The sequence below is a fragment of the Nonomuraea sp. NPDC003754 genome, from assembly GCF_053605785.1.
Genome location: NZ_JBSGJX010000057.1, coordinates 1 through 19,273, shown reverse-complemented (window position 1 = coordinate 19,273; position 19,273 = coordinate 1). Strand labels below are relative to the sequence as shown.

At 72.0% G+C, this 19,273-nt stretch carries 20 protein-coding genes; 9 read left to right on the top strand and 11 right to left on the bottom strand.

Going from position 1 to position 19,273, the window contains the following annotated elements; genetic code table 11:
* Window positions 1-35: 35 nt before the first annotated feature.
* Genes ACWEVS_RS41470 through ACWEVS_RS41460 form a run of 3 tightly spaced genes read right to left on the bottom strand, consistent with a single transcriptional unit; the run spans window position 36 to window position 1,969 of the window.
* A complete protein-coding gene (locus ACWEVS_RS41470; protein ID WP_452412549.1) occupies window positions 36-776 on the bottom strand; it encodes a metallophosphoesterase family protein in 741 nt (246 codons plus the stop codon).
* Entirely contained in the window at window positions 760-1,008 is a 249-nt protein-coding gene (locus ACWEVS_RS41465) for a BON domain-containing protein (RefSeq protein WP_354913760.1), read from the bottom strand. The genes ACWEVS_RS41470 and ACWEVS_RS41465 overlap by 17 nt, the downstream gene beginning before the upstream one ends.
* 46 nt (window positions 1,009-1,054) lie before the next feature.
* Window positions 1,055-1,969 carry a DNA topoisomerase IB gene (locus ACWEVS_RS41460; protein WP_452556332.1) on the bottom strand — a complete coding sequence of 305 codons (915 nt, stop codon included), beginning with the start codon at window positions 1,967-1,969 and terminating at the stop codon, window positions 1,055-1,057.
* 55 nt (window positions 1,970-2,024) lie between these two features.
* Between ACWEVS_RS41460 and ACWEVS_RS41455 the strand changes: the two genes are divergently transcribed.
* The 3 genes from ACWEVS_RS41455 to ACWEVS_RS41445 are packed head-to-tail and all read left to right on the top strand — an operon-like array spanning window position 2,025 to window position 5,160.
* Window positions 2,025-2,282, top strand: a complete 258-nt coding sequence (locus tag ACWEVS_RS41455; protein WP_449917514.1) for a hypothetical protein — start codon at window positions 2,025-2,027, stop codon at window positions 2,280-2,282.
* A complete protein-coding gene (locus ACWEVS_RS41450; RefSeq protein ID WP_449917517.1) occupies window positions 2,282-3,286 on the top strand; it encodes an SDR family oxidoreductase in 1,005 nt (334 codons plus the stop codon). The genes ACWEVS_RS41455 and ACWEVS_RS41450 overlap by 1 nt, the downstream gene beginning before the upstream one ends.
* Before the next feature lie 44 nt (window positions 3,287-3,330).
* Window positions 3,331-5,160, top strand: coding sequence for a transketolase (locus ACWEVS_RS41445; RefSeq protein WP_449917519.1), 1,830 nt, complete (start codon window positions 3,331-3,333; stop codon window positions 5,158-5,160).
* Window positions 5,161-5,216: 56 nt separating this feature from the next.
* On the opposite strand, the gene ACWEVS_RS41440 is transcribed toward ACWEVS_RS41445, so the two are convergent.
* Window positions 5,217-5,600: a ChaB family protein gene (locus ACWEVS_RS41440; RefSeq protein WP_449917521.1), complete on the bottom strand. Its 384-nt coding sequence runs from the start codon at window positions 5,598-5,600 to the stop codon at window positions 5,217-5,219.
* A 15-nt stretch (window positions 5,601-5,615) separates the two neighbouring features.
* Window positions 5,616-5,864 carry a DUF6458 family protein gene (locus tag ACWEVS_RS41435; RefSeq protein WP_354913772.1) on the bottom strand — a complete coding sequence of 83 codons (249 nt, stop codon included), beginning with the start codon at window positions 5,862-5,864 and terminating at the stop codon, window positions 5,616-5,618.
* A gap of 37 nt (window positions 5,865-5,901) precedes the next feature.
* Between ACWEVS_RS41435 and ACWEVS_RS41430 the strand changes: the two genes are divergently transcribed.
* The 4 genes from ACWEVS_RS41430 (at window position 5,902) to ACWEVS_RS41415 (ending at window position 11,325) form a co-directional block, all read left to right on the top strand.
* Window positions 5,902-6,387, top strand: coding sequence for a shikimate kinase (locus ACWEVS_RS41430; RefSeq protein ID WP_452412547.1), 486 nt, complete (start codon window positions 5,902-5,904; stop codon window positions 6,385-6,387).
* Between the two features lie 9 nt (window positions 6,388-6,396).
* Window positions 6,397-6,966 carry a GNAT family N-acetyltransferase gene (locus ACWEVS_RS41425; RefSeq protein ID WP_354913775.1) on the top strand — a complete coding sequence of 190 codons (570 nt, stop codon included), beginning with the start codon at window positions 6,397-6,399 and terminating at the stop codon, window positions 6,964-6,966.
* Window positions 6,963-10,286, top strand: a complete 3,324-nt coding sequence (locus tag ACWEVS_RS41420) for an nSTAND1 domain-containing NTPase (RefSeq protein WP_452556330.1) — start codon at window positions 6,963-6,965, stop codon at window positions 10,284-10,286. The genes ACWEVS_RS41425 and ACWEVS_RS41420 overlap by 4 nt, the downstream gene beginning before the upstream one ends.
* 115 nt (window positions 10,287-10,401) lie before the next feature.
* Window positions 10,402-11,325, top strand: coding sequence for a LysR family transcriptional regulator (locus tag ACWEVS_RS41415; protein ID WP_354913779.1), 924 nt, complete (start codon window positions 10,402-10,404; stop codon window positions 11,323-11,325).
* Here ACWEVS_RS41415 and ACWEVS_RS41410 read toward each other — a convergent pair.
* Genes ACWEVS_RS41410 through ACWEVS_RS41390 form a run of 5 tightly spaced genes read right to left on the bottom strand, consistent with a single transcriptional unit; the run spans window position 11,294 to window position 16,105 of the window.
* Entirely contained in the window at window positions 11,294-12,046 is a 753-nt protein-coding gene (locus ACWEVS_RS41410) for a serine hydrolase (protein WP_452412545.1), read from the bottom strand. The genes ACWEVS_RS41415 and ACWEVS_RS41410 overlap by 32 nt on opposite strands.
* Window positions 12,043-13,626, bottom strand: a complete 1,584-nt coding sequence (locus ACWEVS_RS41405; protein WP_452556328.1) for an N-acyl-D-amino-acid deacylase family protein — start codon at window positions 13,624-13,626, stop codon at window positions 12,043-12,045. Before ACWEVS_RS41405 ends, ACWEVS_RS41410 begins: the two co-directional genes overlap by 4 nt.
* Window positions 13,627-13,657: 31 nt before the next feature.
* Window positions 13,658-14,410, bottom strand: coding sequence for an amino acid ABC transporter ATP-binding protein (locus tag ACWEVS_RS41400; RefSeq protein ID WP_449917586.1), 753 nt, complete (start codon window positions 14,408-14,410; stop codon window positions 13,658-13,660).
* 1 nt (window position 14,411) lies between these two features.
* Window positions 14,412-15,242: an amino acid ABC transporter permease gene (locus tag ACWEVS_RS41395; protein ID WP_452412543.1), complete on the bottom strand. Its 831-nt coding sequence runs from the start codon at window positions 15,240-15,242 to the stop codon at window positions 14,412-14,414.
* Window positions 15,239-16,105, bottom strand: coding sequence for an ABC transporter substrate-binding protein (locus ACWEVS_RS41390; protein ID WP_449917539.1), 867 nt, complete (start codon window positions 16,103-16,105; stop codon window positions 15,239-15,241). Before ACWEVS_RS41390 ends, ACWEVS_RS41395 begins: the two co-directional genes overlap by 4 nt.
* A gap of 122 nt (window positions 16,106-16,227) precedes the next feature.
* On the opposite strand from ACWEVS_RS41390, the gene lysA reads away from it, so the two are divergent.
* Complete coding sequence (gene lysA, locus ACWEVS_RS41385; RefSeq protein ID WP_452556326.1) at window positions 16,228-17,463, top strand: diaminopimelate decarboxylase; 1,236 nt, start codon at window positions 16,228-16,230, stop codon at window positions 17,461-17,463.
* A gap of 92 nt (window positions 17,464-17,555) precedes the next feature.
* Window positions 17,556-18,089, top strand: coding sequence for a ferritin-like domain-containing protein (locus ACWEVS_RS41380; protein ID WP_449917544.1), 534 nt, complete (start codon window positions 17,556-17,558; stop codon window positions 18,087-18,089).
* Here ACWEVS_RS41380 and mreB read toward each other — a convergent pair.
* The gene (mreB, locus tag ACWEVS_RS41375; protein WP_452556324.1) at window positions 18,086-19,078 is read right to left on the bottom strand and encodes a rod shape-determining protein MreB; all 993 of its coding nucleotides are present in this window, start codon (window positions 19,076-19,078) and stop codon (window positions 18,086-18,088) included. The two genes, ACWEVS_RS41380 and mreB, sit on opposite strands and share 4 nt — an antisense overlap.
* Between the last annotated feature and the right edge of the window lie 195 nt (window positions 19,079-19,273).

The following is a 19,273-nucleotide window of genomic DNA, read 5'->3' as shown; positions in this document are numbered from 1 at the left end:
CCGACATCAACACCAAGCTACCGCTCGGTCAAGACCTAACATGAGTCGGACTCACTAAGACAGTAAACCCCGTAGGCCCTGCCCAGCACGGGCAGCGCGACGTTGCGGACCCTGATGCCGCCCGGCGTCATGCCCTTCTCCGCCCCCTTGTGCGCGTGACCATGGAGGATGAGGTCGGCGCCCGCGATGTCGACCGCCTCGGCCAGCAGGTAGCTGCCGAGGAAGGGGTAGATCTCCAGCGGCTCCCCCTCCAGCGTCTCCTTGACCGGGGAGTAGTGCGACAGCACGACCTTGAGATCGGTGTCGAGCCCCTTCAGCTCGGACTGCCAGCTGTCGGCGATGCCGCGGGTGTGCCGGACGAAGTCCTTGATCTCCCGCTCGCCGAAGTCGCTCGCGCACTTGCCGGCGAACCCGCCGCCGAAGCCCTTGCCCCCGACGACGCCGAGCCGCCTGCCGTGCAGGGTGAGGACGGCCGAGTCGTCGTCGAGCACGACGATGCCGTGGTCGCGCAGCTCTCCGGCGATCTCGTACTGCAGGTCGGAGTGGTAGTCGTGGTTGCCCAGGACGGCGACGACCGGAACCGGCAGGTCGCGGAACTCCTGGGCGACCAGCCTGCCCTCGTCCAGGGTCCCGTGCCTGGTGAGGTCACCGGCGAGCATCAGCACGTCGGCCCGCTGCTCGATGCCCTCCAGCCGCTCGCGGTACCTGCCGCGCACGTCCTCGCCCAGATGCACGTCGCCGACGGCGGCGATACGCAGCTCAGTCAAGATGCTCATCCTCCCCCGGCTCACGGACCTGCACGACCTGCAGCTCGTTGTGCACGTGCAGCCCCGGGGCGGCCTCCTTCGCCACCTGCTCCATCTGGCGCCTGTGCTCCTCGCCGGTGACCCGGCCGCGCAGGAACAACTGGTCACCGCGCACGTCGACGCGGATGCCGAGCTCGTGGGACCTGTCGTCCTCGGCCAGCGCCCGCTGGACGCGCGCCGCGACGTACTGCGGAGCCTCCATCGCTTCCTCCTTCGTCAGATCACCCCGATGCCCGTGCGGTTACCGGTCAAACAGCTCTGATCAGGTCGATGACCGCGCGTTCCACGTCGCCGCCGGTGCCGACGGTCCTGCCCCGCTCGAACGCCTCGATCACGCGGGGGTCGACGTAGGAGGCCCGCGCCACCGCGGGGGTGTTGCCGAGGTAGTCGGCCACCCGGCGCATGACCTCCGGGACGTCCGGCGTCGTCGCCAGGCCCACCGCCGCCAGGACGGTGCCCTGCCAGGTGCGGAAGTCCTTCGCGGTGGCCTCGCAGCCGAGCGTCTCCCGCACGTAGGTGTTGATCTCGTCGCTGCGCACGTCCGTCCAGCCGTCGGCGCCCTTGTAACGCAGCAGCTCGCCCTCGTGACCGAGCGCCTTCAGCGCCCTGACGACCCTGCACGCGGAACGGTCGGTGACCTCCACCTCGCGCGGGACGTCGCCCTTGGCGGGATAGCAGAACAGGACCGAGCCGTTCGCGCAGGTCACGTGTTCCATCCTGAGCGTCGCCAGGCCGTACGACTCGTACTCCTCGCCGCCCACCCTGAAGTATCCGACGTCGAGCAGGCGCGCCGCGGTGGCCAGCACCCGCTCCCTGGTCAGCCCCCTGGTCTCCAGCTGCTCCTGGACCTTCTTCCGGAAGGCGGGCAGCCGCTCGGCCATCTCGAGCACCCGGTCGAACTTGAGCCTGTCCTGCTGGGCCCGCCACTCCTCGTGGTAGCGGTACTGCCGCCGCCCCGCCGCGTCGGTGCCCGCGGCCTGCAGGTGCCCGTCGGGCGAGCAGCAGATCCACACGTCCTTCCAGGCGGGCGGTACGGCCAGTGCCCTGATCCGGTCGAGCGTGGCGGCGTCGCGCACGGGACGGCCGTCGGGGTAGGTGTAGCTGAATCCCCGCCCCCTGCGCCTGCGCCTGATGCCCGGTTCGTTCTGGTCACTGGGGTGCACGTGACCTGGCTACCCTGCGCGTTATGCGGCAAACGGCCCGGGCAGGGGGGTGGGTATGCGTGAAGATGACTACCGTCCGGAGCAGCGGTCCGCGTCCGGCAAGCCCATGGTTCCTTCGACGCCGCGTGATGTCGTCCACATCAGGGTGGGGTCGTTCATTCTGATCTTCCTTCTGGCGATCGGCGCGATCAGCGTCATCGCGGGGATCGGCTGGCTCGCCGTCGTGGCAGGCGTGCTGGCCCTGGCCACGATCGCCGACATCGTGCTCGCCGTACGCCGGCAGAGAGAGCGAGGAGCGGGAGAGGCGGGCTGATGCGCCCTTCCCGTGTGGTGGTGGTGACGGGTGCCAGTGGTGGTGTCGGCAGAGCGGTGGTGCGCGAGCTCGGCGCGCGCGGCGACACGGTGGCGCTGATCGCGCGCGGGACGGCGGGCCTGGGGGCCGCGGCCGTCGACGTCGGCTCCGCGGGCGGCTCCGGCGTCGTCTACCCGGCCGACGTCTCCTCCTACGAGGAGGTACGGCAGGCCGCGCGACGCGCCGAGGAGGATCTCGGCCCCATCGACGTGTGGATGAACGTGGCCTTCTCGGCGGTGTTCGCCCCCTTCACCGAGGTGAGTCCCGAGGAGTTCGAGCGGGCCACCGCGGTGACCTACCTCGGTTACGTGTGGGGCACCAAGGTGGCGCTGGAGCTGATGCGGCCCCGCGACAGCGGGGTGATCGTGCAGGCCGGCTCGGCATTGTCCTACCGGGGGATCCCGCTGCAGTCGGCCTACTGCGGCGCCAAGCACGCGATCAAGGGCTTCACCGAGTCGGTGCGGACGGAGCTGATGGCCGAGGGCAGCGGGGTGCGGGTCACCATGGTCCAGCTGCCCGCCGTGAACACCCCGCAGTTCGACTGGGTGCTGTCGCGCCTGCGCCGGCATCCGCAGCCGGTGCCGCCGATCTTCCAGCCCGAGGTGGCGGCGCGGGCGCTGGTCCACGCCGCCGACCATCCCGAGCGCAGGGAGTACTGGGTGGGCGCGTCGACCGCTCTCACGCTGGTCGGCGAGCGCGTCGCACCCGGGCTGCTCGACCGCTACCTGGCCAGAACCGGTCAGCAGTCGCAGCTCACCGCCGACAGACCGCCGACGGGCGTGGCGAACCTGTGGGCGCCCGCCGACGAGTACCGCGACCACGGGGCGCACGGGACCTTCGACTCCCGCGCCCACGGCAGGAGCCCGCAGGCCTGGCTGTCCCGGCACCGCCGGTCCGTGCTGGTCGCGCTCGGCGCCGTGGCCGCGGGCGCGACGGTGGCCACCCGCGCCCTGCGCCGCACATAGCGACCGCGGGGCTGGGTAGGCGGCGGGAGACCCTAGGAGGACCGATGCCCGAGCGCGATGTTCATTACCTGTGCGAGCTGGCGGCGCAGCTGCGGGTGGACTCGGTGCGAAGCTCCGCGGCGGCGGGTTCAGGCCACCCGACCTCGTCCATGTCCGCGGCGGACCTGATGGCCGTGCTGTTCGCCCACCATCTGAGATACGACTTCGACGACCCCGGCAATCCCGCCAACGACCACCTCATCTTCTCCAAGGGGCACGCCTCTCCCTTGCTGTACGCGCTGTTCAAGGCGGCGGGGGCCATCACGGACGAGGAGATGCTGAGCTTCAGGAAGCGCGGCAGCCGCCTGGAGGGCCATCCGACGCCGCGCCTGCCGTGGGTCGACGTGGCGACGGGCTCTCTCGGGCAGGGACTGCCGGTCGGCGTGGGAGTGGCGCTGGCGGGGCGGCGCCTCGACCGGCTGCCGTACCACGTGTGGGTGCTGTGCGGGGACAGCGAGCTGGCCGAGGGCTCGATATGGGAGGCCGCCGAGCACGCCGCCGACGAGGGCCTGGCCAACATCACCGCGATCGTCGACGTGAACAGGCTCGGCCAGCGCGGCCCGACCCGGCACGGCTGGGACACCGGCGCCTACGCGCGCAGGTTCGGCGCCTTCGGCTGGCACACGATCGAGGTGGACGGCCACGACCCCGGCGAGATCGACTACGCGCTCGGCGACGCGCGCAACACGCGCAGGCGCCCGACCGTGATCCTGGCCCGCACCCGCAAGGGTGAAGGCGTCAGCGCGGTGGACAACCGCGAGGGCGCCCACGGCAAGCCGCTGAAGGACCCCGAGCAGGCCATCCGCGAGCTGGGCGGCGACCGGGGCGTGACCGTCAAGGTCAGCCCGCCGGACAACGACCGCCCGCCGCACGTCTTCGACAGCGGCCCCACCGAATGGCCGGTCTTCGAGGTCGGCACGAAGGCCGCCACCAGGACCGCGTTCGGCGAGGCGCTGAGAACCCTGGGCGAGGCTCGCGGCGACGTGGTGGTGGTGGACGGCGAGGTGGCCGACTCCACCAGGACCGAGGCCTTCGCGCACGCCTTCCCCGAGCGGTTCTTCGAGTGCTACATCGCCGAGCAGGAGATGGTCGCCACCGGCGTCGGCCTGCAGATCCGGGGCTGGGTGCCGTACGTGTCGACCTTCGCCGCCTTCCTCACCAGGGCGCACGACTTCCTCAGGATGGCCGGGGTCAGCGGCGCGAACCTGCGCGTCGTGGGCTCGCACGCGGGCGTGTCGATCGGCGAGGACGGCCCCTCGCAGATGGGGCTGGAGGACCTGGCCATGCTGCGCGCCGTCCACGGCAGCACGGTGCTCTACCCCTGTGACGCCAACCAGACCGCGGCGCTGGTCAACGAGATGGCCGACATCCGGGGTGTCTCCTACCTGCGCACCACGCGTGGGGACACGCCCGTCATCTACGATCCCGGCGAGCCGTTCACCGTCGGCGGTTCACGGGTGCTGCGGCACTCGCCCGACGACCGGGCGACCATCATCGCGGCGGGGATCACCGTCCATGAGGCGCTGGCCGCGGCCGACACGCTCAAGGGTGAGGGCGTTCCCGTCGGCGTCGTCGACATGTACTCGATCAAGCCCGTCGACCAGGCCGTGCTGAACGAGGCCGCCACCACGACGGGGAACCTCATCACCGTCGAGGACCACCGGCCGGAGGGCGGCCTCGGCGACGCGGTGCTCGACGCCGTCTCCGAGCTGGGGCCGCGGGTGATCAAGCTGGCGGTGCGGGGGATGCCGGGCTCGGCCACTCCCGCCGAGCAGCTGGCCGACGCGGGCATCGACCGGCGCGCCATCGTGGCGGCGGTCAGGCGCCTGCTGTGAGAGCCCGGGTACGCGAAAGGGGATCCCCGCGCCTGGGGATCCCCTTTCGCACTCGGTCAGCGTGATCTGGCCGTCTCCCGCCGGTTGGCCTTCTTGATCGCGTCGACGAGCTCGGACTTGGTCATCTTGGAGCGTCCCGTGACGCCGAGCCTGGCGGCCACGTCGTACAGGTGCTGCTTGCTGGCGTTGGCGTCGACGCCCTCGGCGGTCCGCCCGGAACGGTCGGTGGCGCCCTTGTCGGAGGGGCCCTTGCCGGACTTCGGCTCCCAGTGGTCGCCGACCTTCTCGAAGGAGTGCTTGAGCGCCGAGAAGGCGGTGCGGTGGGCGCGCTCGCCCTCGCCGTAGGTCTTCACCGCCGAGTCGTGCGCCTTGATCCAGGTCTCCTGCGCCTTCTTCGGCGAGCGCGCGATGGTCGAAGGCAGTTCCTCGCGTCCGGGCATGGCGAACCCCCTCTGTCAGATCTGCGGCGGGTCGGTGTAGCGCCGCTCCTCGTACACGGTCGTGCGCTCCCTGTCGGGCTCGACCGGCGACACGATCTCGCGCGTCACGCGGACCCGGTAGAGCCCGAACAGCAGTAAGGCGACTCCACCCAGCATGAGGATGACGCCCACGATGTTGATGTCCAGGCCGGCGATGTCCCATTCGACGGCCCATGTGAGCACGGCGCCGAGCATGATGAGGAAAATGCTTCCGGCGATGGTCATGGAATACCTCCCTAGAGCCAAGGAAACCTCTATCCCCATGTCGAGAAACAAACCCGTCGTCGTCATCGGGCTGATGGGGTCGGGCAAGAGCACCGTGGCCCTGCTGCTGGCGCAGGCGCTCGGCCTGCCGATGAGCGACAGCGACTCCTATCTCAGGCGCCGGTACGGCAGCAGCGCGGCCGAGATCGCCAGGACGGAGGGCGCCGACGTCCTGCACGAGCGGGAGGCCGAGCACGTGCTCGACGCGCTCGGCGAGGACCAGGTCGTGGCCGCGGCGGCGAGCACCGTGGAGCGCCCCGAGGTGCGCGCGGCGCTGCGGCAGGCGTTCGTGATCTGGCTGGACGCGACCCCCGAGGTGCTGGCGGAGCGGATGCGGTCGAGCGACCACCGCCCCGACTTCGACCCCGCCGTCATGAAGGCCAGGCGGGACCCGTACTTCAGGCAGGTCGCCGACCTGCGGGTCGACACGACGTCGACGCCGCCGCAGGAGGCGGCGGGACAGGCCCTGGACGCCATCCGATAGGAAGAGCGCATGTTCGTCACCAAACCCACCCTGACCGGGGAGCGGATCACACTGCGCCCCGTCGGCGCCGAGCACGTCGACGGCCTGCTCGAACTGGCCTCCGACGAGGAGGTCAGACGGCTGACCGGATCGCGCGCGGGAGTGGACCGCGAGCGCGCCACGATGTGGTACGCCACCCGCAAGGACCACGACGACCGGCTCGACCTGGCGATCTGCCACGGCGACGAGTACGTCGGCGAGATCGTGCTCAACGAGCTCGACGCCGACAACCTCTCGTGCAACCTGCGGATCGCGCTGATCGGGTCGCGGGTGTTCGGCAAGGGCTTCGGCACCGAGGCGATCAGGCTGGTGCTCGGCCACGTCTTCGCCACGACCCCGATCAACCGGGTCAGCCTGGGCGTCTACGCCTTCAACGAGCGCGCCAGGCACGTCTACGAGAAGGCCGGCTTCGTCGTGGAGGGTGTGCTGCGCGACGCCCTGCTGTGGGAGGGCGTGTGGCACGACGAGATCGTCATGTCGGTGCTGCGCCGCGAATGGGTCACAACCAAATCCGGGATCGGCGCATCTAAGCTGCAGTGACGACGCGTTTGCTTCCCGACGATCCCGACCGGCTGGGCGGCTACTGGCTGGCGGGACGGCTCGGCTCCTGCTTCGACGCCTATGACCGCGGGGGCAGACGCTATGTGATCAAGATGGCGCGCGGCAGGGCGCCCGTGGTGGCGCCGCACTGCGTGGCCAGGGTGGTCGAGTCGGGGCCCGGCTACGTGGTCAGCGAGTTCGTCGAGGGGCCCAGCCTGCGGGAGGCGGTCGCGCATGCCGGCCCCTACGCGGGCGAGGCGCTGCACAGGATCGCGGTCGCGCTGGCCACCGCGCTGGTCGCGATCCACGACGCGGGCGCCGTCCACCTCCATCTGGGGCCCGGCTGCCTGCGGCTGGGCTCCGAGGGTCCCAGGGTCACCGGTGTCGGCACAGCCGACGCGCAGCGTCCCACCCCCGAGGTGTTCACCGGGGGCGCCGCGGGGCCGCCCGCGGACGTGTTCTCGTGGGGGGCGGCCGTCCTGTTCGCCGCGACGGGCCGCGACCCCTTCGCGGCCGAGAGCCTGGGCGAGCTGATGCACGCGGTGCTGACCGTCGATCCCGACGTGAGCGACCTGCCCGAACCGCTCAGGTCCCTGGCCGCCAGGGCGCTGTCCAAGGAGCCCGGCGACCGGCCCACGGCGCGCGAGCTGCTGATCGGCCTGACGGGCAGCGCCGAGCCGGCCGTCGGCGCCCACCTGGCCGCCGAGATCAGGCCGCCGGAGGGGCTGACGGGCCCGCCCGCGCTCGGCGACGTGGCCGAGCGCGTCTACCAGAGCCTGCCGCCCGAGCAGCAGTCGACGCTCCCGGAGATCCTGCTGCGGATGCGCGAGCCGGGCAGGCTCCCGCTGGCCGAGGTCGGCGACGACCCGGCGGTCGCCGCGCTGACCGAGGCGGGCCTCCTGGTACGGCGCAGCATCGCGGTGCCGCCCGCCGACCGGCCGGAGGGAAGGCTGGTCGCCGTCGCCGACGACTCGGTGGGCCCGGCCAGCCAAGCTCTGTTCCACGCGTGGCCGAGGCTGCGCACGTGGGCCGAGGACGTCACGCCCTTCCGGCGGCGCAGGCACAGACGCAGGATGCTGGTGGCGGGGCTGGCCGCGGCCGTGGCGGTGGCGCTGGCGGCGACGGTGGTGACCGTGACGGACGGGCTGTCCCGCCACCGGCAGGCGGGCACGAGCGACCTGGCCGGCGCGGCCCACGACCCTTCCCGCGACGCGGCGGGCGAACCGTCCCGCGGCACGTCCGGCGACGGCTCCAGCGACGCGGCCCACGAGAGCGCCAGGGAGGTGGCGGCGCGCGCCGAGAGCCTGCGCAGCGCGGACCCCATGACCGCGATGAAGCTGAGCGTGGCCGCGTGGACCCTGGCGCCGGTGCCGGAGGCCCGCGACGCCCTGCAGCGCTCGCTCGGCCAGAGCGACCTCGACACCTTCAGCGACCCCGAGCCGGTGGCCGGCACGGCCTACCGCCTCGCCGACGACGGCACCAGCCTGCTCGGCCGGCGGAACGACCGGCTGCGGCGCTGGGATCTGGCCACGAGGAAGCTGGCCGGCGAGTACCGCCTGCCCGTGCCCGCCGACGGGTGGACCGCGCTGTCCGGTGACGGCAGGTTCTACGCCGCGGGCGACGACGAGGCGGTCCGCGTGTGGGACCTGACCACCGGGGCACCCGTCCGGGGCACCTGGCCAGGCGGCAGGCCCGCGCTGTACGCGCGGGGCGGGCTCCTCGGCGTCACCACCGGCCACCGCACCCGGCTCTACTCGACCGAGGGCGGCCCCCCGCTCCTCGACGTCACCCAGGCGACCGTCGCCACCTCCCCCGACGGCAGGTGGGCCGCGGTCTCCGCCGCCTCGGGCCGGGTCCAGGTGTGGGACCTCACCCGGCGAGCGCGCCTCTACACCCACGCGGGCGAGCCGCTCGTCGGCGCGGCCGACGTCGAGCTGCCGCCGGTCACGGCCTTCAGCCCCGACGGGCGCCGCCTGATGATCGGCGGCACCCTGCTCGACACGACCACCGGCACCGTCAAGGCACGCCTGGCCGACCGCGAGCGGGACGTCGGAGGGTGGTGGGGACCGCAGTCGTTCTCGCCCGACGGCCGCTTCCTGCTCGAACCGCTCGAACCCGGCGAGCTGGAACCCGGGCCCGCCGCCTGGACCGGGCCGGTGTCGGACCAGCCCTCCCAGCCGCCCCCCGAGACGAGCCAGACCTGGCCCGAGCAGGAGTTCGGGCAGACGGTCCGGTTGTGGCGGCTGTCCGACGGCCACCTGCTCGGCACCTATCCGGCCGAGAAGGCGGCAGGAGAGTTCGCCTTCTCGGCCGACGGCAGGGCGATCCGCTACACGGTGGAGGGCGGCACCGTGCACTCCATCGACGTCTCCGACGTCCTGGCCGACGCGCCCCGCCGGCAGGAGACGATCGCGCTCAGCGCCGGCCGCCGGTTCTTCGCCGGCGCACCGCCGCAGCGGCTGCTCTCCCCCGACGGCAGCGTCGCCGCCGTCCAGCGGGGACAGCGGACCGACCTGCACGACACGGCGACGGGCGAGCTCATGGGCGGCCTCCCCGTGGCGGGCGAGCTCTCCTTCGACGGCACGGCCAGGTTACTGGCGGTGGGCGGGCAGGACACCACGGTCTGGGACGTGGCGAGCCGCACCCAGGTCCTCGCGATCCCCACCGGCCCGGTCGACGACGTGGCGCTGTCGGCCGACGGCCGGCGGCTGGCCATCTCGGCCGCAGGCGAGCTGAGAATCTGGAGCGTGCCGGAGGGCGAGCCGGTCATGGGCCCGCTCGCCACGATCGCCCGGCCGCTGGTCTTCTCCCCCGACGGCAGGCGGCTGTTCGCGGGACGCGACCTGGTGGACCTGCCGTCGGGCAAGGTCACCGAACTGGGCGGCAGCACTTTCGCCGGCGCTTTCGCTCCCGACGGCCGCACGGCCGCCTTCGTGATCGACGCCGACTTCTTCGCGGTGTGGAGGCTGAGCACCTGGCCCCCGCAGACGGTCAGGCGTGCGGTGCCGGGCGCCAGCATCAGGTTCTCGCCGGACGGCACGCTGCTGGCGCTGGGCGGCGACCACACCACGCTGTGGGACGCCACGACGCTGCGCGAGATCAGCAGGGTGCCGCTGGGCCAGGACATCGCCGACGTGGCCTTCAGCGCCGACGGCGCGAGGCTGATCGGCCTGCGGGAGGACGGCACCGTGCGGGAGAGCCCCGTCGACCCGGCGCTGGCCGCCAAGGCTGTCTGCGCGAAGGCGGGCGGCGCGCTGGACGAGGCGGGCTGGCGGCGGCTGTTCCCCGGCCGGCCGTACCCGGCCGGCATGTGCTCCTGACTGTCGCCCGCCCCGCTCTGGGGTGTCGCGCGTGGATCCCGATGACGCCCGTCGCGGCGGGAGCGTGCCGACACCGCTGGTGCGGTTCGGTGATCAGGCTCATACTCTTGGTCACGTGTTGAGTAGTAACCGGCTGCGTGTCCTGCTTGAGGTGTTCAGGACGGGCAGCATCGCCGGTGCGGCGAGAGTGTTGAAGCTGTCGCCGTCCGCGGTGTCCCACCAGCTGTCCCGCCTGGAGCAGGAGGCGGGTGTCGGCCTGGTCGAGCGCAACGCGCAGAGCCTGCGGCTGACCGAGGCCGGACGCCGCCTCGCCATCCGCGCGCAGGAGGTGGTGGACATCATCGAGGCGGCGGAGAAGGACCTGCTCGCCCAGGCCAGGGTGGACGCCGGTGAGCTGCGCATCGGCTTCTTCGCCTCCGCGGGCTACCGGCTGCTGCCGCTGGCGCTGTCGCGGTTCGCCTCCCGGTATCCCAAGGTGGCGCTCGACCTGGTGGAGGGCCAGCCGTACGAGCTGCTGCCCGATCTGGAGCGCGGCGCGCTCGACGTGCTGGTGGTCTTCGAGCACGCCCTCGACCCGTGGCAGTGCCCCGAAGGGGTGGAGGTGGTGCACCTGTTCGACGAGCCGCAGCTCCTGGTCGTGCCGGCCGGCCACCCCGCCGCCCAGCGGCCCAGGGTACGGCTGGCCGACCTGGCCGACGAGCCGTGGATCACCACGTTCGGCGCCGAGCACCCGGTGTCGATCCTCGAGCGGGCCAGCACGCTGGAGGGCTTCTCGCCGCAGATCCGCTGCCGCAGCGACCACTACGAGGTGACGATCGGCCTGGTGCGGGCCGGGCTCGGCGTCGCGCTGGTGCCGAGCCTCGGCCTGCAGGGCGCGACGGGGCTGACCACCTGCCGCCTGGCCACGCCGAACCTGTTCCGCAGGATCGGCGTGGCCAGGCGGCCGACCAACCCGAACCCGGCCGCCCGGTCCTTCCTCGCCTACCTGCGCACGGCCTCGGCGCAGCTCAGGAACTCGCTGGAGCCCTCGTTGCGCTGAGGCGGGCCGCGATGTCCAGCCCCGCCTGCCGTACGGCGGACGCCAGCTCGTGCTCGCTGCCCGAGGGACCGTGGGCGAGCACGGCGTAGGCGATCCGCCCGTCCATGATCCCGACGTCGGACCTGACGCCGTCGTCGGTGCCGGTCTTGTTGGCCAGCCAGCCGCCTTCGGGATCGTGCCTGACCAGGGCGGGGACGAGGCTGTGGTCGGTGTTCTGCTGCATCCAGCCGCGCATGAGCACCTGCCAGCCGCCCGCACCCGCGACGAGCGCGGCCAGGCCGGAGAGCTCGGCGGCGGTGCCGATCGCGAACGTCGGCGGATCCTCGGGGCCGCGCGGCTCCCTGATGCGGTCGAGCAGCCGGGTTCTCGACAGGCCGAGGGCGGCGGCCGCCGCGTTGACCCGGTCCACGCCGACCCTGCGCAGCAGGGCGTTGGTGGCGGTGTTGTCGCTGATCGCGGCGGTCAGCAGGGCCAGGTCGCCGATCGTCCAGCTGCGCCCGGACAGCGACAGCAGCAGCCCCGAGCCGCCGCAGTAGTCGTCCTCGTGCAGCGTCACGGGCGTGTCGGGGTGGAGGATGCCGCCTTCGATGCTCATCGCCACCTCGGCCAGCAGGAGCAGCTTGCCGACGCTGGCCAGCGGCAGCTCGGCGTCCTCGTTGACGCCGTGGAACTCTCCCGTCACCAGATCGCGCGTCGCCACGGCGAGCGTGATGTCGTTCACCGCCCGATGATCCTTCCTGGTCTGTCTTCGGTGAGCGTGCCGTCTTCCACGGCGACCCGGCCCGCCACGACGACGGCCCGGATGCCGGTGGGCGGCAGCAGCGGATCGGCGTAGGTGGCGCCGTCGGCCACCGTCTCGGGGTCGAGCAGCACCAGGTCGGCGTGCGCGCCGTCGCGCACGACTCCCCTGCCGGTGAGCCCGAACCTGTCGGCCGCCATGCCGGTCATCTTGTGGACGGCGACCTCCAGCGGGAACAGGCCCTGGTCGCGGGAGTAGCGGCCGAGCACCCTGGGGAAGGTGCCGGCCAGGCGCGGGTGCGGATGACCTGGCTTGGGCACGCCGTCCGAGCCGATCATGGCGAACTCGCTGGCCAGAACCCGCTGGACGTCGTCCTCGCGCATCGAGTGGCTGATGATCGTCACCTCGCCCTCCTCGGCGAGGAGCAGCTCGGCGGCGGTGTCCACGGGGTCGCCGCCCAGCTCGGCGATGGTGCGGCCCTCGACCTCGGGATGGTTGACGGCGCAGGCGACGGAGATGCGATCCCATCCGCCGTTGCCGACCGTGTTCTCCCAGCCGGGCACGCCCTCCTCGATCGCCCGGCGCATCCGGTCGCGCTGGAGGGGGTCGCGCAGCCGTTCGAGCAACGCCTCGGTGCCGCCGTCGTTGGCCCACGGGGGGAACATCGCCGACAGCGACGTGCTGCCCTCGGTGTAGGGGTAGACGTCGCAGGTGACGTCCATGCCCTGGGCCCGCAGCTCGGCGATGCGCGGGAGCGTCCGCCGGGTTCTGCCCCAGGCGTGCCTGCCTGCGGTCTTGTGGTGGCTGACGTGCAGCGCGGCCCCGCTCCTGCGGGCGATCTCGACGGCCTCCTCCAGCGCCTGCTCGACGCGGGACATCTCGTCTCTCAGGTGGGTCACGTACGGCTTGCCGTACCTGGCCGCGACCCTGGCCAGCGCGACCACCTCGGCCGTGTCGCCGTAGGTGCCGGGGGTGTAGATGAGCCCCGTGGACAGGCCCGCCGCCCCGGCGGCCAGCGCGTCGTCCAGCAACGCGCACATGGTGTCGAGCTCGGCCGGGGTGGCAGGGCGGTCCTCGTAGCCGAGCACGCCGGCGCGGAGGGTGCCGTGGCCGACGAGGGAGGTCAGATGGTTGGACCGCGGGGCCCGCTCGTGCGCCTCCACGAACGCCCCGTAGTCCTGAAATATCGGGATGTCGCCGCCGAAACCCGCCCTGCTGGACCGGCTCAGCGCCGGCACCCGCTCGGGCAGCGCGGGAAACAGGCTCGACCCGCAGTTGCCGCAGATCTCCACAGTGACACCCATGCGCACGGGGGCGGCGGCCAGCTGCCTGCCCGCCTCGCCGAGCAGGGACACCGCGTCGGAGTGAGTGTGGACGTCGATGAAGCCGGGAGCGACCACCAGCCCGGTGGCGTCGATCACCCGCGCTCCCCCGCCGTCGGCCGGGCCGCCCTTGGGCAGCAGGACGAGGCGGTCACCGGTGACGCCGACGTCGGCCCGGCGCAACGGCGCGCCCGTCCCGTCGGCCACCAGGCCACCGCTGATCATTACGTCGAGGCTCACGGAGCCGAACCCTTCCCGAGGAGTGCGCCGTTCACAAGACCTGCCCGAGGAAGGCGCGGGTGCGTTCGTGACGCGGCTGGGACAGCACCTCGCGGGGCGGGCCCTCCTCCACGATCACGCCGTCGTCGATGAACACCAGGTGGTCGCCCGCCTCCCTGGCGAACCCCATCTCGTGGGTGACCACGATCATCGTCATCCCGCTGGCCGCCAGGTCGCGCATGACCTGCAGCACCTCCTGCACCAGTTCGGGGTCGAGCGCGCTGGTCGGCTCGTCGAACAGCATGAGCTTCGGGTTCATGGCCAGGCTGCGCGCGATCGCGACCCGCTGCTGCTGGCCGCCCGACAGCTGCCGGGGGTAGTGCCCCGCCCTGTCGGCCAGGCCCACCCGGTCGAGCAACGCGAGCGCCCGGGAGGTGGCCGCGGCCTTCGAGACGCGCTTGACCGTGCACGGACCCTCCATGACGTTCTCCAGCGCGGTCATGTGCGGGAACAGGTGGAAGCGCTGGAAGACCATGCCGATCTCCTGCCGCTGCCGGCACAGCTCGTCGGGCCGCAGCAGGTGCAGCCTGCCGCCCTTCTCGGCGAAGCCCATGAGCTCGCCGTCCACCCACACCCGGCCCGCGTCGATCGTCTCCAGCCGGTTGACGCAGCGCAGCAGCGTCGACTTGCCGGAACCGGAGGGACCCACCACGCAGACCACCGAGCCGGCCGGCACGTCGAGGCTGACGCCCTTCAGCACCTCGAGCTGCCCGAAGCGCTTCCTGACCGACTCGATCTTCACCATGCTAGTGGCCACGGCTGAACCTCCTCTCCAGGAAGCGCTGGCCGACGGTGGCCACGCTGGTGAGCAGCAGGTACCACGTCGAGGCGACCACCAGCAGCGCGATGACCTCGAAGTTGTCCAGGTAGATCCGCTGGGAGACGGTCAGCAGCTCGGCGCCGGAGATGACGGAGACCATCGAGGTGGTCTTCAGCATCGAGATGAACTGGTTGCCGGTCGGCGGGATGATCACCCGCATCGCCTGGGGCAGCACGACCCTGCGCAGGATCTGCCGGTGCGTCATGCCGAGCGACTCGGCCGCCTCCCGCTGGCCGGGATCGACCGAGCGGATGCCGGCGCGGACGATCTCGGCCATGTAGGCGCCCTCGTTGATGGTCAGCCCGAGCAGCGCAGCCGTGAACGGCGTGATCAGCTCGTTGGCCGGCCACTGGAGGAACATCGGCCCGCCGAACGGGACGCCGATCCCGATCTCGGGGAAGACCAGGCCGATGTTGAACCAGAAGATGAGCTGCACCAGCAGCGGCGTGCCGCGGAAGAACCAGGTGTACAGGCCGGCCGCGCCGCGCAGCACGGGGCTGTCCGACAGCTGCATGACGGCGGCGAGCACGCCGAGGCCGACGCCGATGACCATGGACAGCGCGGTGAGCGCGATCGTGATCCACAGGCCGCCCAGGATGCGCCCGTCCAGCAGGAACTCGGCGATCACGTCCCAGTGCAGGTTGGGGTTGACGATGACGGTGTAGATCAGCCACGCCATCACCAGCGCCGCCAGCACCGCCGCGACGAGCCGTCCCGGCCTGGGCGGTTTCACCGCCTCGATCCGAAGCTCCGTCATGCGCCGGTGTTGATCGTGACCTTGGCCACGGCGTTCGCCGTCGTGCCGTACTTCTCCAGGATCTTGCCGTACTCGCCGCTGTCGATCAGCTCCTGCAGCGCCTTGGCGACGGCGTCGCGCAGGCCGGTCTGCTTCTTGTCGATCGCGATGCCCCACGGTCCGGCGTCGTACTGCTCGGCGAGGACCTCGTACTTGCCGGTCTCCTTGGCGTACATGGCGGCCACGGGCGAGTCGACGATCGTGGCGACCGTGCGGCCGGAGTCGATGGTGAGCAGGCCGGTCGGGGCGTCCTCGCTCTGCATGATCTCCATCTTCTGCGCGCACTTGTCGTTCTGGCGCTTGCCGATCTCCAGGTTGGAGCTGCCCTTGGCCAGGACGACCTTCTTGCCGCACAGGTCGGCGAGGGTCTTGATGCCTTCGGGGTTGCCCTTCCTGACCATGATCGAGCCGCCGGCGTTGAAGTAGTCGACGAAGTCGACGGCCTTGCGGCGCTGCTCCAGATCGCTGAGCGCGGCCATGGCGATGTCCCACCTGCCGCCCTGCAGCCCCGGGATGAGGCCGTCGAAGGAGGCGTTGATGATGCGGGTCCGCAACCCGAGCCGCGCCCCGACGGCGACGGCCAGGTCGGCGTCGACGCCGGTCATCTCCTGGGTGCCCGGCTTGTACATCTCCATCGGCGGGTAGCCCTCTGAGGTCGCCATCCGCAGCTCGCCCGACTTCCGCACGGCGTCGGGGACGAGGTCCTTGGCGCTCTTGCCGGTCGAGGAGGGCGGCGTGGGCGCCGCCGTACCCGAGGTGGACCTCCCGCATCCCGCGCCCAGCGCGCAGACCGCCGCCAGGGCGATGACCAGGTGTTTTCGCATGGCTCCACATCGTGGCCAGGCGGTCATGCGCCACCAAGCCTCGTGAAGGCATGCGACCCTCACCAACGAATCCATCGACGCTCCGCCCTGCGAGGCGTCGTGGTTGCTTACGCTCGCGCCTTATGAGCTTGGACATCTGGCCCCAGACCGCCACGTGGGACGGCGGGGAGCTGCATCTCGGCGGCATCGGCGCGGTCGAGCTGGCCCGTGTGTACGGCACGCCCGCCTACGTGCTGGACGAGGCCGACTTCGCCGCCCGCGCGCGGGCGTGGCTGGACGCGCTGCCGGACGGTGACGTCCACTACGGCGGCAAGGCGTTCCTGTGCCCCGAGGTGGTGCGCTGGCTCGACCGGCTCGGCCTGTCCCTCGACGTCTGCACGGGCGGGGAGCTCGCGGTGGCCATGGCCGGCGGGATGCCGCCCGAGCGGGTCGTCTTCCACGGCAACAACAAGTCGCCTGCCGAGCTGCGCCGCGCCGTGGCGTGGGGCATCGGCTGCGTCGTCGTCGACTCCTTCACCGAGATCTCCAGGCTCGCCGCGATCGCCGCCTCGCTGGGCGTCCGGCAGCGGGTGATGATCAGGGTGACGCCGGGCGTCGACCCGCACACCCACGCCTTCATCGCCACCGGCGGCGAGGACTCCAAGTTCGGCTTCTCGCTGAGCGCCGGCGCGGCCGCGCTCGCGGTGGAGCGGGTGACCGCCGAGCCCTCGCTGGAGCTGTACGGCCTGCACTCCCACATCGGCTCGCAGATCACCGAACTGGACGGCTTCGGCGTCGCCGCCGCCCGCATGGCCGAGTTCGCCGCGTCCGTCGGCGTCACCAGGCTCGACCTGGGCGGCGGCCTCGGCATCGCCTACACGCCGGACGACCCCACCCCGCCGACGCCCGCCGAGCTGCTCACGGTGCTCAGGAAGGAGACGGCGGGCCTGCACCTGGCCGTCGAGCCCGGCAGGTCCATCGCGGGGCCGTCCACGGTGGCGCTCTACGAGATCGGCACGATCAAGGGCGGGTTCGTGAGCGTGAACGGCGGCATGAGCGACAACCCCCGCCCCGGCATGTACGGCGCCGCCTACACCGCCTCGCTGGCCAACCGCGCCTCCGACGCGCCGCTCAGCCCGTTCACCGTGGTCGGCAAGCACTGCGAGAGCGGCGACGTGCTGGTCAGGGATCTGCCGCTGCCTGACGACGTCCGGCCAGGCGACCTGCTGGCCGTACCGGTGTCGGGCGCCTACCAGCGCTCCATGGCCAGCAACTACAACCACGTGACCCGGCCGCCCGTCGTGGCGGTGCGGGACGGCGCCGCCCGCGCGATCGTCCGCCGCGAGACCGAGGACGACCTGCTGCGGCTCTACCTGTAGAGCGCGCCGGCCGCGGGCCGTACACGAAGTGCAGAGCCATCCTTTGCGGGCCGCTGGTGCGTCACTTCGGACAGGGAGGGCATATGCGGGCCATGGCTGAGTTCCTGACCGACATCAAGACCATCCGCGAGCGCGCCAGGGCCGAGATCGGCAAGGGCCCCATCACCGACGCCTACGGGGCGGACCTGGATCGGGTGATCCAGGTGTGCAACGAGGCGCTGGCGACCGAGATCGTCTGCGTGCTCCGCTACAAGCGCCACTACTACACCGCCACCGGCATCATGGCCGAGTCGGTCGCCGCCGAGTTCCTGGAGCACGCGGCCGAGGAGCAGGAGCACGCCGACAAGCTGGCCGCCAGGATCGTGCAGCTCGGCGGCCAGCCCGACCTCAACCCCGACACGCTCACCGCCCGCTCGCACTCGCAGTACGACGCCAGCCCCGGACTCACCGAGATGATCAAGGAGGATCTGGTCGCCGAACGCATCGCCATCGCCGCCTACACCGAGATCATCCAGTGGCTCGGCGACAAGGACGTCACCACGCGCCGCGTCTTCGAGGAGCTCCTGGCGAAGGAGGAGGAGCACGCCGACGACATGAAGAGCCTGCTGGAGCGGATGCCCGGCTAGTTGCGCGCCGCCCACATGCCCAGGCCCAGCGCCACCGTGTGCTGGGGCCGGTTCACCAAGTCGACCGGGATGCCCAGATCGCGGCGCAGCCTCCTGGGCAGCCCGCTCAGCAGCGCGCCGCCGCCCGTCAGCAGCAGGCCGCGCCTGGCCACGTCGGCGGCGATCTCCGGCGAGCACGACTCCAGCACCTCGCGCACCGCCTCGACGATCGCCCGCACCGCCGGGTCGAGCGCCTCGTGCACGCATTCCGCCGACACCATGGCCGACATCGGCGCACCGTGCCGCGGGTGGGTCCCGCTCACCTCCATCCGCCGGCCCGCGGACGGCTCGCAGGCCGAGCCGATCTGCTCCTTGAGCGTCTCGGCCGTCCGGTCGTCGATGACGATGCCGTGGGCGCGGCGGACCTCCAGCCTGATCGCCGCGTCCATCGCCTCGCCGCCCGTCCGCATCGACCGGACGGCCACCGCCCTGCCCATCGACACCGCGGCCACGTCCGTGGTGCCGCTGCCGACGTCCACGACGATGGCCGCCATCGGGTCGCCCAGCGCCAGGCCCGCGCCGAGCGCCGCGGCCAGCGGCTGCTCCATGAAGATGATCTGGCGGGCCTGCGCCTCGTAGGCCGCCTCCACCATCACCCTCCGCTCGATCGCGGTGATCCCGCCCGGGACCGCGATCGTCATCCTCGGCCTGGCGTACGGGTGGCCGTGCACCTTGTGCACGAAGTGGCGGAGCATCACGCGGGCCGCGTCGGGCTCGACGATCGCGCCGTTCCTGACCGGCCGTACGGTGACCACCCCGGCCCGCTGCCTGCCGGCCTCCGCGCCGAACGCGACGAACTGCCCGGTCTCGGAGTCGACGGCGACGAGGGACGGCTCGTTCAGCATGATGCCCTTGCCGCGCACGTGGATGCGGGTGGCGGCGGTGCCCAGATCGATGGCCAGGTCCCTGCTGAGGAACGGGAGCATCGATTCCAGTCGCCTGACACTCATCCCGTTCCTCATGGTTGTTCCGTTGCCCCCGGGAAGTCCACGCAAGACCAATCGCTCATCCCGACTCGGCAAACGAGGCGGGGGTGCGGGCCGGCCGGCCCCCCCCCCCCCCCGCGCGGGGGGGGGGGGGGCCGCCAACGACCCCAAAGACATTTCCAAAACCCGTGGCCCCCCCACCCCCTGCGAGAGGCCCAA

Excerpts from the sequence above, each read along its gene's own strand:
- ACWEVS_RS41470 (WP_452412549.1), bottom strand. The coding sequence starts at position 776 with ATGAGCATCTTGACTGAGCTGCGTATCGCCGCCGTCGGCGACGTGCAT.
- ACWEVS_RS41465 (WP_354913760.1), bottom strand. The coding sequence starts at position 1,008 with ATGGAGGCTCCGCAGTACGTCGCGGCGCGCGTCCAGCGGGCGCTGGCC.
- ACWEVS_RS41455 (WP_449917514.1), top strand. The coding sequence starts at position 2,025 with ATGCGTGAAGATGACTACCGTCCGGAGCAGCGGTCCGCGTCCGGCAAG.
- ACWEVS_RS41450 (WP_449917517.1), top strand. The coding sequence starts at position 2,282 with ATGCGCCCTTCCCGTGTGGTGGTGGTGACGGGTGCCAGTGGTGGTGTC.
- ACWEVS_RS41445 (WP_449917519.1), top strand. The coding sequence starts at position 3,331 with ATGCCCGAGCGCGATGTTCATTACCTGTGCGAGCTGGCGGCGCAGCTG.
- ACWEVS_RS41440 (WP_449917521.1), bottom strand. The coding sequence starts at position 5,600 with ATGCCCGGACGCGAGGAACTGCCTTCGACCATCGCGCGCTCGCCGAAG.
- ACWEVS_RS41435 (WP_354913772.1), bottom strand. The coding sequence starts at position 5,864 with ATGACCATCGCCGGAAGCATTTTCCTCATCATGCTCGGCGCCGTGCTC.
- ACWEVS_RS41430 (WP_452412547.1), top strand. The coding sequence starts at position 5,902 with ATGTCGAGAAACAAACCCGTCGTCGTCATCGGGCTGATGGGGTCGGGC.
- ACWEVS_RS41425 (WP_354913775.1), top strand. The coding sequence starts at position 6,397 with ATGTTCGTCACCAAACCCACCCTGACCGGGGAGCGGATCACACTGCGC.
- ACWEVS_RS41400 (WP_449917586.1), bottom strand. The coding sequence starts at position 14,410 with ATGGTGAAGATCGAGTCGGTCAGGAAGCGCTTCGGGCAGCTCGAGGTG.
- ACWEVS_RS41395 (WP_452412543.1), bottom strand. The coding sequence starts at position 15,242 with ATGACGGAGCTTCGGATCGAGGCGGTGAAACCGCCCAGGCCGGGACGG.
- ACWEVS_RS41390 (WP_449917539.1), bottom strand. The coding sequence starts at position 16,105 with ATGCGAAAACACCTGGTCATCGCCCTGGCGGCGGTCTGCGCGCTGGGC.
- lysA (WP_452556326.1), top strand. The coding sequence starts at position 16,228 with ATGAGCTTGGACATCTGGCCCCAGACCGCCACGTGGGACGGCGGGGAG.
- ACWEVS_RS41380 (WP_449917544.1), top strand. The coding sequence starts at position 17,556 with ATGGCTGAGTTCCTGACCGACATCAAGACCATCCGCGAGCGCGCCAGG.
- mreB (WP_452556324.1), bottom strand. The coding sequence starts at position 19,078 with ATGAGTGTCAGGCGACTGGAATCGATGCTCCCGTTCCTCAGCAGGGAC.